The organism is Ruegeria sp. HKCCD8929 (assembly GCF_013031405.1).
Taxonomy (GTDB): Bacteria; Pseudomonadota; Alphaproteobacteria; order Rhodobacterales; family Rhodobacteraceae; genus Ruegeria.
In genome coordinates this window covers 1-14,418 of the sequence record NZ_WPZY01000060.1, presented here as the reverse complement: position 1 = coordinate 14,418, position 14,418 = coordinate 1, and the positions used below count along the sequence as shown (strand labels likewise).

At 61.0% G+C, this 14,418-nt stretch carries 13 protein-coding genes; 3 read left to right on the top strand and 10 right to left on the bottom strand.

Annotated features, from left to right (window positions below; all coding sequences use genetic code 11):
• Window positions 1–461: 461 nt before the first annotated feature.
• Window positions 462–2,078, bottom strand: coding sequence for a GMC family oxidoreductase (locus GOX53_RS27455; RefSeq protein WP_171182060.1), 1,617 nt, complete (start codon window positions 2,076–2,078; stop codon window positions 462–464).
• Window positions 2,079–2,308: 230 nt separating this feature from the next.
• Between GOX53_RS27455 and GOX53_RS27450 the strand changes: the two genes are divergently transcribed.
• Window positions 2,309–3,553 carry an FAD-binding oxidoreductase gene (locus GOX53_RS27450; RefSeq protein ID WP_171182059.1) on the top strand — a complete coding sequence of 415 codons (1,245 nt, stop codon included), beginning with the start codon at window positions 2,309–2,311 and terminating at the stop codon, window positions 3,551–3,553.
• 71 nt (window positions 3,554–3,624) lie between these two features.
• Here GOX53_RS27450 and GOX53_RS27445 read toward each other — a convergent pair whose 3' ends face one another.
• From GOX53_RS27445 to GOX53_RS27410, 9 genes are all read right to left on the bottom strand, one after another.
• The gene (locus GOX53_RS27445) at window positions 3,625–3,921 is read right to left on the bottom strand and encodes a cupin domain-containing protein (protein ID WP_171182058.1); all 297 of its coding nucleotides are present in this window, start codon (window positions 3,919–3,921) and stop codon (window positions 3,625–3,627) included.
• 38 nt (window positions 3,922–3,959) lie between these two features.
• Window positions 3,960–4,544, bottom strand: a complete 585-nt coding sequence (locus tag GOX53_RS27440) for a dimethylsulfonioproprionate lyase family protein (RefSeq protein ID WP_171182057.1) — start codon at window positions 4,542–4,544, stop codon at window positions 3,960–3,962.
• Between the two features lie 9 nt (window positions 4,545–4,553).
• Window positions 4,554–4,685 (bottom strand): hypothetical protein, encoded by a 132-nt coding sequence (locus tag GOX53_RS30180; RefSeq protein ID WP_256415916.1) that lies wholly within the window; start codon window positions 4,683–4,685, stop codon window positions 4,554–4,556.
• Between the two features lie 102 nt (window positions 4,686–4,787).
• Window positions 4,788–5,615, bottom strand: coding sequence for an ABC transporter permease (locus tag GOX53_RS27435; RefSeq protein WP_171182056.1), 828 nt, complete (start codon window positions 5,613–5,615; stop codon window positions 4,788–4,790).
• Entirely contained in the window at window positions 5,615–6,502 is an 888-nt protein-coding gene (locus GOX53_RS27430; RefSeq protein WP_171182055.1) for an ABC transporter permease, read from the bottom strand. Before GOX53_RS27430 ends, GOX53_RS27435 begins: the two co-directional genes overlap by 1 nt.
• Before the next feature lies 1 nt (window position 6,503).
• The gene (locus GOX53_RS27425) at window positions 6,504–7,592 is read right to left on the bottom strand and encodes an ABC transporter ATP-binding protein (RefSeq protein ID WP_171182054.1); all 1,089 of its coding nucleotides are present in this window, start codon (window positions 7,590–7,592) and stop codon (window positions 6,504–6,506) included.
• Between the two features lie 80 nt (window positions 7,593–7,672).
• Complete coding sequence (locus GOX53_RS27420) at window positions 7,673–8,713, bottom strand: polyamine ABC transporter substrate-binding protein (protein WP_171182053.1); 1,041 nt, start codon at window positions 8,711–8,713, stop codon at window positions 7,673–7,675.
• Between the two features lie 51 nt (window positions 8,714–8,764).
• Window positions 8,765–10,081, bottom strand: a complete 1,317-nt coding sequence (locus GOX53_RS27415) for an FAD-binding oxidoreductase (RefSeq protein ID WP_254446828.1) — start codon at window positions 10,079–10,081, stop codon at window positions 8,765–8,767.
• Between the two features lie 100 nt (window positions 10,082–10,181).
• The gene (locus tag GOX53_RS27410) at window positions 10,182–11,672 is read right to left on the bottom strand and encodes a PLP-dependent aminotransferase family protein (protein WP_171182052.1); all 1,491 of its coding nucleotides are present in this window, start codon (window positions 11,670–11,672) and stop codon (window positions 10,182–10,184) included.
• A gap of 112 nt (window positions 11,673–11,784) precedes the next feature.
• Between GOX53_RS27410 and GOX53_RS27405 the strand changes: the two genes are divergently transcribed.
• Both GOX53_RS27405 and GOX53_RS27400 read left to right on the top strand, forming a co-directional pair.
• A complete protein-coding gene (locus tag GOX53_RS27405) occupies window positions 11,785–12,891 on the top strand; it encodes a mandelate racemase/muconate lactonizing enzyme family protein (RefSeq protein WP_171182051.1) in 1,107 nt (368 codons plus the stop codon).
• A gap of 1 nt (window position 12,892) precedes the next feature.
• The gene (locus GOX53_RS27400) at window positions 12,893–14,386 is read left to right on the top strand and encodes an aldehyde dehydrogenase family protein (RefSeq protein WP_171182050.1); all 1,494 of its coding nucleotides are present in this window, start codon (window positions 12,893–12,895) and stop codon (window positions 14,384–14,386) included.
• Window positions 14,387–14,418: the final 32 nt, after the last annotated feature.

Below are 14,418 nucleotides of genomic sequence, written 5' to 3'. Positions count from 1 at the left end.
CACAGGCCGATGATGCACTAACAATCAACTTGGACCAGTCAGATGAGGCTGCTCACTCCTCGCAATGCAGCTTGAAGAGCGGTCGTCGGTGCGTGCCACGGCAAACCCGTCGAATGTGACGCGACGTAGCAGCCCTCGCGCCAACGCGAAACAGGTGCATCTTCAACCGAGTGCTGCTGTTACCGCCCAAAACCGAAAGTGGTGCCGCTGCTCGAGGGTAACGAGCCGCTTCTAAGTCCTACGCACGCATCTGGATAATTCGGGCATCTTATTCTAAGGCAAGTCCATAATTGGGTGCGTCAACGTGCAGGGTGTTCATTTCATCGTTGTGCTGCTTTGTTTCGCAGGCACTGCCAACCGACAATTCGGCAAGTTGGGAGCCAGTCAAAACGCTGCCGATATCGGCGAGGTTGGCGAAGCACCTCCTGCACGATTATTGAATGGGTGATCCATTCGCCGTTCTATCCATCGTGCTGCAGGATCAAACCTGCCGCTTTCTCCCCGACCATGATCGCAGGCGCATTCGTGTTGCCGGAGGTTAGCGTCGGGAAGATCGAGGCATCTGCGACACGCAGCCCTTCGATCCCATGGACTTTCAGCCGCGCGTCCACCACGTCCTGCGCCGGGTCGGGGCCCATCCGGCAGGTGCTGACCGGGTGGAACACGGTCCCCGAGCGGGCGCGGCAATCGGCGATCAGGTCTTCATCGGACTGAACATGTGACCCGGGAGCGATCTCGGATTCGATGACATTTGCCAGTGAGGGTGCCTCTGCGAGGTGGCGCACAAGCTTGGACGCCTCGAGGATCTCCTGCACGTCATAGTCGGTCGACAGGTAGTTCGGATGGATCTCCACCGGTTCGAACGGATCGGACGAGCGGATTTCCAGATGCCCGCGACTGGTCGGGCGCGTTGGCTGTGCCGACAGCAGGAAGCCCGAAAACGGGTCGGGGTTCATCAGCGCTCGCTGACCCGGAGGGGCTTTGGTGTAGCTGACCGGCGAGAAGAAGAGCTGCATGTTCGGGCTGCGCAGACCAGGCCGCGAGCGCACGAAGCCGCCAGCCTGATTGACGCCCAACGACAGCGGCCCGCGCCGGGTCAGCACATAGCGCATGCCATGCCAGAGCTTTCCATACCACGGGTAGAGCTGATCGTTCAGCGTCGGCACCTTGGAGCGATAGAGGAAATCCACCGCGAGGTGATCTTGCAGATGCTTGCCAACCCCTTCGGCAGCGTGCCGCACCGCAATCCCCTTGTCGCGCAGCAAATCCGCTGGACCGATCCCCGACAGTTGCAGCAGTTGCGGCGAGTTGATGGCACCCGCCGACAGAATGACCTCGCGCCGCGCCTTGGCAGTCTTGACCTGCCCGCGCTGGCGGTAGGTCACGCCTGTCGCGCGTTTGCCGTCGAGGGTGATCTCCGTCGCCATCGCGTGTTTCTCGACCCGCAGGTTCGGGCGCCGCTGCGCCGGGCGGATATAGGCACGGGCAGTGGACATGCGCATGCCGCCCTTAGCCGTGTTCTGATAGGTGCCGACGCCTTCTTGCGAGGCGCCGTTGAAATCCGGGTTGTGCGGGTATTGCACCTCTTGCCCCGCCGCGATGAAATCCTGACACAGCGGATGCAGGTCACGATCCATGGTGGAAACATGAACCGGCCCGTCGCCGCCGCGATAGGCGTCCGCGCCCCGGTCATTGGTCTCGGACTTCTTGAAATAGGGCAGCACGTCGTCCCAGCCCCAGCCGGGATTGCCCATCTCTTTCCAGTCTTCGAAATCCTCCTGCTGCCCGCGAATATAAACCATCGCGTTGATCGAGCTGGAGCCGCCCATCACCTTGCCACGCGGCCAATAGGAGACGCGGTCATTCAGCTCGGGGTTCGGCTCGGTCTCATACATCCAGTTGACGCTCTTGCGATAGAACGTCTTGCCGTACCCGATTGGCATCCAGATCCAGAAATTCAGATCGCTGCCACCGGCCTCCAGCAGCAACACGCTGTGTTTTCCGTTCTCACTCAAACGGTTGGCCAGCACGCAGCCAGCCGAGCCTGCACCCACGATGATATAATCATATTCCGACATGCGCCTCGCCCCATTGCAGATTCGGCTGGTTTGCAGGCCAGAGATTAGGTCTGAAATGGTCTGGACACGAGGTCCGTTTTGACGCGAAATCCAAAACCAATGACGAGTTTGAAACCAGCATCAACCGCATGGCCAACGTATGTTTGGCACAGTCGATGGTTGGAAATGGACCTGCCGGACTTGGATGCTAGATGTTAGCGAAAAGCAGGGCTCAAATCGGGGAGGCAGTGATGAGCAGCGAATCTATTGTGGTCGTCGGGGCGGGGATCACGGGTGTATCGGCCGCCGAATGGCTGCGGCGCGATGGATGGGTGGTGACGTTGGTGGACCCGGTCAGGCCCGGCGACCCCGAGCAGACCTCCTATGGCAATGCCGGGCTGATCGCGCGCACGTCGGTCGTGCCGGTGGCGACGCCCTCGCTCACACGCAAGGCGCCCGCGATGCTGCTGGACCCAAACTCGCCTCTATTCCTGCGCTGGTCCTACCTGCCGCGCCTGATGCCGTGGCTGGTCCCGTTCCTGCGCAACACGACCACCGCGCGGATGCACCAGATTGCGCGCGGCCTGTCGGATGTGACCTTTGATGCCAATGACCAGCACCGCGCGCTCTATGAGGGCACCGGGGCCGAGGCCCATGTCGCCCACGGACCCTATACGATCCTCTACACGGATCGTGGAGCCTATGACGGGGACAACCTGACGCGGGAGCTGCGCAGGCAATATGACCTCGTCCCCGAGCCTCTCTCCCGCGACGAGCTGATCGAACGCGACCCGAACTTGAGCGCGCATTACCAGTTCGGCACGCTCTACGAAGACTTCAACTGGATCACCGCACCGGGGCCATATGTCGCCGCGCTGTTCGCGTATTTTCAGGCGCAGGGCGGCACGTTTCGTCAGGCGAAGGTGGTTGACATCACGCCGGGCGACGCGCCGAGTGTCAGGCTCGAGGGTGGTGAGATGTTGACAGGTGATAAGGTGGTCCTGGCCGCAGGCGCATGGTCCAGCCGGCTCAGCAAATCGCTTGGCCTGCCGATTAAGCTTGAGGCCGAGCGCGGCTATCACGTCGCCATGCACGCCCCCAGTTTCACCGCGCCGCAGCCCTATATGCTGACCGACGCGAAATGCGTCGTGACACCGATGCAGGGCACCCTGCGCGCCGCTGGCATTGCCGAGTTCGGCGGTCTGCACGCGCCGCCGTCCGACAAACCGCCCGCGCTGATCCGCAAGGCAGTGAAACGGCTCTATCCGCAGCTGGAATTCGAGCGCTCCGAGGTCTGGATGGGCCGCCGCCCAACCACGCCCGACAGCCTGCCCTCAATCGGAGAAAGCCCCCGTGCACCCGGCATCATCCACGCCTATGGAGGGCAACATATCGGCCTGACCATCGGCCCCAAACTGGGCCGTTTGAGCGCCGACATTGCCTCGGGAAGACGGGTCAATCTGGACCTGACGCCGTTTCGACCGGACCGGTTTTGAATTCAGGCGTCGGGCGACGAGCTGATCACGAAGAGCTTGCGCATATGTTCGTGGATCACCCATTCACCGGTCTAGCCCTGCGGCAGCACCAACAGGTCGCCCGGGCCGATGTCGCGCGTGCCGCTGCCGTCGGCGTTGGTCACCGACGCGCGACCCGAGATGATGTGGCAATACTCACCACCTGCCGTGCGGTCGGCGGTAAAGTGGCCGGGCGTGCATTCCCAGACGCCGATCTTGGTGCGGCCATCTGCCGAGGTCCACAAGAGGTTCGAGGCCTCCTTCTGGCCTTCGGTCAGCGTGGTCGGCTTGTCCGCAAAGGCGCTGAGTTCAACCGACGCGAGGTCGGCAAAGGTTTTCAGGTCGATCATGGTTTTCTCCATTCAGTCTGGGGAATTTGCCCGTATTTTCAATGTAGTGTGTAGGTCTCGGCCCGTGTGTCGCCGGTCCAGCCCCAGAACAGAAGCGCCGGATCGTCCCCGGTGGTCATCGCGTGGCGTTGCCATGGTTGATGGTGGACGAAGGCGTCGGGCTGCTTTCGGCCAACATCCTGCCCGTCCACTGACCAGTCGAGTTCGCCGCTCAGAACCAGATAGAGCTCCTCCGCCGCGTGGCTATGCTCCGGATAGTGGTAATTGGGCGCTATCAGGATCAACCCTGCGGTCGCGTCGCCCTTCCCGACCATCCCTGTTCGATCGAACAAGCGCGCAACCCAGAGCGCGACCCGCCCGCGATCATGCGCCTTGCCGAAACCGCCCTCGTACCAGCGCAGATTCGGCGCCGCGGCGGACAGGGCAGAGGCCAGATCTTCTGGCGCAGCGCGAAGTGCTTGCATCAGCTTTGGCGGTCGCGTTTGCGCGGCCTCGCCGGGGCGGGGCGTCGCGCCCTCGCGAAGGGCCGCGCCCAGCACCCGCGCGCAGTCACTGTCATGGGCGCTGAGCATTTGCGCCAGATGCGCCCCGAGAGCCTGAACCTGCTGCGCGCCGTTGCCCATCTTGCTGCCCTACAGCGCCGCCTCGAACAGGGCGCGCATGTTATCGGCGTTCAGCTCGACTGGATTGCGCCCGCACGAGGGGTCCTCGAGCGCCATGGCAACCAGATCGTCCAGGCCTTCAAAACTGAGAGCAGTTGTCACGACGCGTTCTCCTCCATCACGATGTGTTTCCGGGGTCCACCACGGGATCTGTGCCGCATTGTCAGCACATTCCCCGTGGTCAGACCAAACGGTATTGCGATCCTATTTCGGCTTTTTCTTTTCCTGCCCGAACATCTGTGCCAGCACCATCATGAAGGTGGTGACCAGGATCATGATGGTCGAGATCGACGCGATCGTTGGGTCGATCTGGTCGCGCAGCGCGTTGAACATGTTGCGCGTTAGGGTCGGGTTGTCTCCGCCCGAGACGAACATGGCCACCACGACCTCGTCAAACGAGGTCAGGAAGGAAAGAAGCGCACTGGTCACCACCGCAAAGCGGATTTGCGGAAGGGTGACAGTCAGGAACGCCTTCCACCGCGGTGCGCCAAGGCTGCGCGCGGCTTCTTCCTGGCTCATGTCATAGCCTTGCAGGGCTGACCCCGTGACGATAATCACCAGCGGCAGCGCCAGCACGGTATGGGCCAGAACCAGACCGGTGATCGTGTAAAGGATGCCAAGCTGCACATAGGCATAGAAGGCACCAATCGCGATCAGGACCACCGGCACCATCATCGGCGTCAGCATCAGAACAAAGGCGGCGCGCACGAATTTGACCTTGGAGGCATGCAAGCCATAGGCCGCCAGAACGCCGATTGGGGTTGCCACCAGCATGGTCAGGAAGGCGGCCTTGACCGAGGTCCAAGTTGCCAGCATCCACTCGTCCGAGCCGAAGTAGAAATCATACCAGCGGGTGGACCAGTTTTCCGGCGGGAACTCCAGATACTGGCTGTCCGAGAAGGACATGGGCACAACGATCAGCGTCGGCGTGACCAGCAGGATCATGATGATTACGGCGACGATATAGAGCCATAGGCGCTGACCATGAGTGACCTGGGTTTCGGTCGCGGGATTATTGAACCATTTCAACATCAGTGACCTCCTCCGCCAGTCATTTGCTCAAGGTTGAGGAAGCGCGAGGCGATCCACAGGATTGCAACGGTGAGGACCAAGAGGACCACTCCCAGCGCGCTTGCCGCGCCCCAGTTCACGAAAAGCTCGATGTTCGAGACGATTTGCATCGACACCATGATGACCTTTCCGCCCCCCAGCACCGCCGGTGTCACAAAGAAGCCGAGGCAGAGGATAAAGACCATCAGCGCGCCAGCCATCAGGCCGGGCATGGTCAGCGGGAAGAACACGTTCCAGAACGCCCGGCGCGGGTTCGCACCCAGGTTCGAGGCGGCCTTCATCAGGTCCAGGTCAATCGAGCGCATCGCGCCATAGACCGGCAGGATCAGGAAGGGCAGCATGATGTGCACCATACCGATCAATGTGCCCGTCATGTTGTGCACCATCTTGATCGGCTCGTCCCACAGGCCCAGCGAGATCGCCCAGTCGTTCACCAGCCCCTGCTTTTGCAGCAGAACCAGCCACGCATAGGTGCGCACCAGCAGAGAGGTCCAGAACGGCAGCAGTACCGTGATCAGGCCCAGATTGGCCAGGCGCGGCGGTAGCTGCGACAGGAAGTAGGCCAGCGGATAGCCGATCAGGATGCAGAGACCGGTGGTCAGAAAGCTGACCTGAAAGGTCGTCCAGAAGATCCGAGCATAGGATTTTCGGCTGATCATCCGCTCGTAGTTTTCCAGCGAAAACTCGCCATTTGCGCCGATGAAAGACACGTAGAACAGCCAACCGACCGGCAAGACGAGGATGACAAGGATCATGAGGAGCGCCGGCGAACTCAGGCCAAAGAGCTTGAGCCGCTCCAGCCGTTCGTCGGTCCTCAGACCACTTTGGTTGATACGAACTGTCTGCATCTTACACCTCGCTTCCGTCGATCAGGACGGTGTCTTCGGGTGCGATGGACAGGGTCACCTGATCGCCAATCGAGGGCAGGGAGGACACGCTCTTGCCGGTCACCGCGCCGCGCATGGCGATCTGGGTGCCATCGGCCAGATTGGCGTGCAGCAGATAGCTGTCGCCCTGATAGACGACTTCGGTCGCCGTGGCCGCGAAGTTGTTGGCGCCGTCGCGCGGGCCGTTTTCGGACAGCATGATGCGTTCCGGGCGGATCATCATGGTGATGTTGTCGGTGTCCGGCAGCGCATCGGTAAACCGCAGCTTGGTCCCGTTAAAGGAAACCTCGTTGCCCTGACGGGTCACATTCAGGAAGGTCGAATCCCCGATGAAGTCAGCGACAAATCGGTTGGCCGGCCGCTCATACAGATCGCGCGGCGTTGCCAGCTGCATGATGCGGCCATGGTTCACCACCGCAATCCGGTCCGACATGGTCAGCGCCTCGCGCTGGTCATGGGTCACGTAGACGGTGGTCATGCCTAGTTTTTCATGCAAGTGGCGCAGCTCGATCTGCATCTGGTCGCGCAGCTTCTTGTCCAGCGCCGAGAGCGGTTCGTCCATCAGCAGGATGCGCGGCTCGAACACGATTGCGCGGGCAACTGCCACACGCTGGCGCTGACCGCCCGACAACTGGTCGATGCGGCGATTGCCAAAGCCACCTAATTGCACGGTCTCCAGCGCCTCTTCGACGCGGGTTGCAATCTCGGTCTTGGACACGCCACGCAGGCGCAGCGGATAGCCGACATTGCCGGTCACTGTCATATGAGGAAATAGCGCGTAACTCTGGAACGTCATGCCCAGATCGCGCAGATGAGGAGGTTTGCGGATGACCTCGTCATCGCCGAATTTCAGGCTGCCGCAATCAGGCCGGGTGAACCCCGCCAATACCATCAGCAGCGTCGTCTTGCCGGACCCGGACGGCCCCAGCAGCGTCAGAAACTCACCGCTTTTCACCTCAAGGGACACGTCGTCCAGAGCATGCACCGAGCCATAGGTCTTGGTGACATTCGTAACCGAGATCGGCAGTGCGTCTTTCGTTCTATTGGTCAAAAACGGGTTCCCCCAAAGTTTCTTGTTGTGTGTTTCCGGTGGGCGAAGACCGCCCGCCAGAGGTTTGATCTAAAACCGAATTACTCGGTCAGCATTTCCGCATACATCTCGGCGGCGATGGTTTCCCACTCGGCATACCATTCCAGCGAAACCGGCATCTGCATGGCCGCGTTGTCCGGCGAGGACGGCAGGCCGGCAGCAACCTCGGCCGAGATCACACCGGTTTCATAGGCGGCCAGGTTGGTCGGACCGTAAGTGATGTACTTCGGCAGGTCGTCCTGGTATTCCGGCTTGGAAATCTCGGCCAGGAATTCCATGGCCAGATCCTTGTTCGGAGCACCTTTCGGGATCGCGAAGCAGTCATAATCCAGCAGCGCCTGGTTGAAGCTGTACATGACCTGCGCGCCATCCTTGGCAGCATTGTCAAAGCGACCGTTCCAGCCGGTGGTCATGTCGACCTCGCCGTCCTTCATCAGCTGCGCATGCTGTGCGCCCGAGCTCCAGAACACGTCGATATGCGGACGCAGTTCGCGGATCTTGTTCAGAGCGCGCTCGATGCCCTCTTCCGAGCTGAGAACCTCATAGACGTCTTCCGGTGCAACGCCGTCGGCCATGATCGCAGGCTCAAGCGCACCGGCAACCTTGTTGCGATAGGCGCGTTTGCCCGGGAATTTCTCGACATCCCAGAAATCAGCCCAGCTCTGCGGACCATCTTCGCCATAGGTGTCGGTGTTCCAGGCGTAAACGGTCGAGAACACGTCGCCGCCAACGCAGTGCGAACCGCGGGTCGACGGAATGAAGCTCGATGCGTCAACAACCGAATAGTCAATCTCTTCCAAGAGGCCCTCGGCCGCGGCACGTGCCGCCGAGCCCGAGCCGCTGGACACGACGTCCAGGGTCACCTGACCGGTCTGCACCTGCAGGCGAACGTCGGACATGCCGCCATAGCTTTCCTGCTTGATCTTGATGCCCATGTTGGCTTCGGCAGGCTCAAACAGCGCCTTGCTCTGCGCTTCCTGATAGGAACCACCCCAGGACGCAACAGTGATCTGCTTGTCCTGCGCAATCGCGGTGGTCGCCATCAGCGACGCCGCAAGTGTCAGAGTTGTTTTGAGTTTCATGTTTTCCTCCTGTTGAATCTCAATCGCGCCGGACCCGGCGTATTCTCCCAATCATACCCTCGCCAGAGCCGACCGGCTCTGCCACGTATCCACCCAGCGGTAATAGGCGACCGCCGCCGGCAGGAACCAAGGTTTGCCGGCATAGAAAGGCCGCGTCGGGTATTGCAGGCTGTCAAAGGCGGTCTGGCCTTCGGCAAGCCCCAGAACCTTCTGCCCAACCCGCATTCCCAGATAGCTGGCCATCGATACGCCCGAACCACAGTAGCCCTGGGCATAGTGAATTCCGTCATGAACACCCGTATGGGCGAGCTCATCAAAGCTGTAGGCGACCGTCCCGCTCCAACTATGGCTGACCTTGCAGCCGCGAAGCTCGGGGAAGGTCTTGCACATTTTTTCGTACAAGAGCGGCGCGCTGGCGGTGGTGTCCGTCTCGACCGCAGAAACCCGCCCGCCAAACAGAACCCGTTTCCGGTCAGGCGTGGCGCGGTAATAATACAGCACCTTGCAGGTATCGCTTGCGATACGGTCGGTCGGGAACAGAGTGTCAATCGTGTCCTGCGGCAGCTCTTCGGTCACGATGATGTAGCTGCCAATCGGGATGATCCGGCGGCGCAGCCAGGGGACCAGATTGGTCGAATACCCATTCGTCGCCACGATCACGTCTTTTGCGCGAACCTTGCCTTGCGCCGTTGTCACGACAAAGCCATCTGGCCTTTTCTCGATATCCAGCACCGCGCAATTGCCGATGGCCTGCGCTCCGGCCTCGCGTGCCTTGCGCAGGAATTCGCGATGCATCTTCGCCGGATCAACCGCCGAATGCTTTGGAAAGACCACGCCGCCAAAGTAGATGTCCGAGCCCAGCTCGCTGCGCTGCTCGTCGCGCGGCACGGCAAAGCAATCGATCCCCTCGTCACGGCGCATCTTTTCGGCGTCGCGCACCAGCATCTCGTAGTGCTGCGGCGTATGCGCGGCATGGTAGCGACCCGAGCGCTTGAAATCGCAGTCCAGCGCTTCGGACTCCATGAAATCCGCCAGCCACTCCAGCGCCGAGGCACCCTCGGCCCGGATGGCGCGGGCAGTTTGTGCGCCAAACATCTTGGTCAGTTTCGACAGTGACGGCTTCACGCTGGTGCTGATCTGCCCGCCATTGCGGGTGCTACAGCCAAATCCCAGATCCTCGGCGTCCAAGACCAAGGTGCTGCGTCCACCACGGGCGGTTTGGATCGCGGCGCTCAGCCCGGTATAACCCGAACCAACCACCAGAACGTCAGTCCTTTCGGGCAATTGGGGCGGGGCAACCGTATCCGGCCCCAGCTGATCCTGCCAGAACGCCATGTGTCGGACGTTATCAAGAGCGGCGCTGACCATTTTTCCCCCAAGATAGCCGCACAGACGCGGTCGTGGATTCCCTCGGCAATGAGCCTAGGTCGACATTGGGTCGTAAATCATATCCAATTCAACAAAACAATCAGACCAATTTTTTTCGCACCTCAGGAAGGTCTCTTAGCACGTCGACCCCTTTTCGGATTTCCTCTGGCGTGGCGCTGCCAAATCCCAAGGCAAAGCCCTTCTGTTCGATCGGCGCGAGGCAATAGCGGCTGAGAGGCGCCAGCGTCACGTCGCGTTCAGCCGCCTGCGCGATGACTTTCGCTTCGTCCAGCTCTGATGCCAGAAAGGCAGGCGTGTGGAAACCGCCCGATGTTGGTTGCACGTCAATAGCGCCTTTCAACACCTCAGATGCCTCCATCAAAGTGTCAAACCGCGCCTTGTAGAGCCGCCTCATCATGCGGATATGCGTGGCAAAATGGCCCTCGTCCATAAAGTCCGCGACGATCGCCTGCGTCATGGTGGGCGGGCCGCTGACCCAGGAGGCAAACAGCCGATCGAAGGCCTCGATCATGCGATGTGGCACGACGGTAAAGCCCAGCCTGAGCGACGGGAACAGCGACTTGGAGAACGTCCCGACAAAGATCACACGCTCGCCCGTATCAATGCTGCGCAGGGCTGGTTGGGGCGAGTTTCCAAAGTAGAACTCACCGTCATAATCATCCTCGACAACAAAGCCCTGGGCGTCCTCGACTGCCTGTAATAGCGCAAAGCGTCGCGCCAGTGACATGACATGCCCAAGGGGCTGCTGATGCGATGGCGTCACAAAAGCCAGGCGGAAATGCGGTGCCTTTTTCAACCCATCCTCGACGACAATCCCCTCAGCGTCGACATCGACCGGCACCAGCTCTGCCCCTTCTGACAAAAGCGCGTTGCGCGCGCCGGATGCGCCGGGGTTTTCCATCCAAACCCGGTCGCCCGGGTTCAGAAAAAGCCGCCCAATCAGTGAGAAAGCCTGCTGCGCGCCGGTGGTAATATAGATCTGCTCGGGGTCGCAGGTGATGCCCTTGAGGGCCTTGAGGTGCATCGCAATGGCCCGGCGAAGCGGCGCAAAGCCTTTCGGCTCGCCATAGCCCATAACCAAGCCACGCTCGCCCCGCATATGCCGGGCAGAAATGCGCGACCAATGGGCCACCGGAAAGGCGTCCAGCGCGGGCAGGGCGGTGACGAAAGAGCCAGCCTTATGCGGCAGCCACGCGCGTGGGGCAAAGGATTCCTGCGCGTGGCTGATCGTATATGACAGCCGCGGCTTGGGAACATTGGTGGTCTCTGTGTCGTTGACGATCTGCGGGGGCCTTTGGCTCTCGAGCGTGTCGCTGACGTAGGTGCCAGCCCCGACCTTCGAGACCAGCATCCCTTCGGCAACCAGTCGGTCAACAGCGTCAATGACCGTGGTCCGGGACACCCCTGTTTCCTTGGCCAACGTGCGCGTCGCCGGAATGCGATCTCCGGCGCGTAGGCCGCCAGATAGGATCAATTCGCGCAGGGCCTGATAGAGTTGAACACTGACCGAGACACGCGAATTTCGGTCCAGCTGAATCGATGACAGCAAGGCTCCGGCTGCGTTCTTCATCGCGCTCCCCTCCAAAATTGGTCTGCATGGGTTGTTGTAATGGATGTGTTGTGCAGACCAATACTATTACAAGCTAGTCTGGAAAATTCAAATCCAACGTTGGATCCGACACATGAAAATCAAATCCATCGAAACTTTCTCGAACGAATTCATCTGCTTTGTGCGAGTCACGGCCGAGGACGGCACCCAGGGCTGGGGGCAGGTCGCGCCGTATTGCGCGGACATTACTGCAAAGGTGTTGCACCGCCAGGTTGCCCCTTGGGTGCTGGGGATGGAGTGCGAAGACATTGACGAAATGGCGGACTTCGTGCGCGACCGCGAACACAAGTTCCCCGGCGCCTACCTGCGCCGCGCCATCGGCGGCGTCGACACGGCACTGTGGGACATGCGCGGCAAGCGCGAGGGGCGTTCGGTCTGTGAACTGATCGGCGGCACGCCCGGAACTTTCCGCGCCTATGCCTCGTCGATGAAGCGTGACATCACGCCAAAGGACGAGGCCGAGCGCTTTGTGCGCCTGCGCGACACCTACGGTTTTGATGCCTTCAAGTTCCGCGTCGGGGCCGAGGTCGGCCGCGATCAGGACGAATGGCCGGGCCGCACCGAAGAGATCGTGCCCACCGTCCGCAAGGCGCTGGGGGACGATGTGGCGCTGCTGGTCGACGGCAACTCCTGCTACTCGCCCGTGCGCGCCATCGAGGTCGGCAAGATCTTGATCGACAACGGAATTTCCCATTTCGAAGAGCCGTGCCCCTATTGGGAGTTCGAACAGACCAAAGAGGTCACCAACGCCCTGTCCATCGACGTCACCGGCGGCGAGCAGGACTGCATGATGGCCAATTGGAAACGCATGATCGACGACCGCGTGGTGGACGTACTGCAGCCCGATATCTGCTATATCGGCGGCATTTCCCGCACCCTGCGCGTTGTCAAAATGGCCGAGGCCGCCGGCATGCCCATCACCCCGCATGCCGCCAATATGTCGATGGTGACGCTGTTTACCATGCACCTTCTGCGCGCCATTCCGAACGCCGGCAAATATCTGGAGTTCTCCATCGAGGGTCTGGACTACTACCCGTGGCAGGACGGCCTGTTCGTCAATGACCCGTTCCAGATCGTGGACGGCAAGGCCACCGTCACCGACGCGCCGGGCTGGGGTGTCGAGATTTCGCCTGAATGGCTGGCCAAATCGGACTACCAGATCAGCGAATTGGAAACCTGACATGAACGCCCCCGAAATTCTTGCCGGAGCGCCCGTTACGGACCTGCCGGATGGGCACTTTATTGACGGCGCCTTTACCAAGGGCGCGAGCGGGGCGCTCATGGACAGCTATGACCCCGGTCGTGGCAGCGTCTTTGCCCGGTTCACGAATGGCACCGAGGCTGACGTGGATCAGGCGGTCGAAAGCGCGCGTATTGCGTTCCAGTCATGGGCGCGCACCCCGGCGGTCGAACGCGCAACGATTCTGAGCAACGCGGCGCGTCTGCTGCGGGAGAGCGCCGAACAGATCGCAATCGTGGAAACGCTGGACTGCGGCAAGCCGCTGAACGAGGCGCTGGCCGATGTCCGCGGCGCGGCGCGCACGTTTGACTACTATGCGGGTGCAACCGACAAGCTGCAGGGCGATACGTTCCCCTTACCGCATGGCTATCTGGGCTACAGTGTTTTTGAACCGGTTGGCGTGACGGCCCATATCATCCCGTGGAATTTTCCGATCTCGACAGCGGCGCGCGGCATTGCACCTGCGCTGGCGGCGGGCTGCACCGTGGTCGCAAAACCGGCCGAGCAGACGCCGTTCTCGGCGCTCTTGCTGGCCGATCTGCTCACCAAGGCAGGGCTGCCCGCTGGCGTGTGCAACGTCGTCACCGGCGTCGGCGCCAATGTCGGCGCACCTCTGGTGGCGCATAAGGATGTGGATCAGATCACCTTTACCGGCTCGGTCACCACCGGGCAGCACGTTATGCGCTCGGCGGCAGATAACGTGACGCGGCTGGTTCTCGAACTGGGCGGCAAATCTCCGGTAATCGTTTTGGACGACTGCGACGAACAAGCGGCGATTGACGGTGTCTTGGGCGCGATCTTCGAAAACGCCGGGCAGGTCTGCTCGGCTGGATCGCGGCTGGTCATTGAGAAGGGCATTCACGACCGTTTCATCGAACAACTGGTCGCGCGGACAAAGCGGCTCACGCTAGGTCACGGCCTGCGCGACCCGCAGGTTGGGCCAGTCAACTCGGTGCAGCATCTGGCAAAGATCGCAGGCTTCATCGACCGCGCGCGTGGCCGTGGCGCCGAGGTGCTGACCGGTGGCGCGATCACGACCGATCCCGAAACTGGCCAAGGCTGGTTCTATGAGCCCACCATCGTAGCCGATCGCCCTTGCGACGACGAGCTGGTGCAGGAAGAAATCTTTGGCCCGGTCCTAACCGTTCAGGTGGCCGAAGACCGCGAGCACGCGCTGGCCTTGGCGAACAACACCCAATTCGGGCTGGTCGCCGGGGTCTACACCAGCGACGTCTCAACGGCCCTGCAAATGGCCCGCGATATCGACGCCGGGCAGATCTATATCAATGAATATTTCGCGGGTGGGATCGAGGTTCCGTTTGGTGGCAATAAGCTGTCAGGCTTTGGTCGCGAGAAAGGTCTCGAGGGGCTCAAAAGTTACTGCAAAGTGAAAAGCGTCGCGGCGCGAATTGGAGCTATAGCCAAAAGTTGGTGATGGCCCTGAGGGGCGGCATATCATGGCGTTGT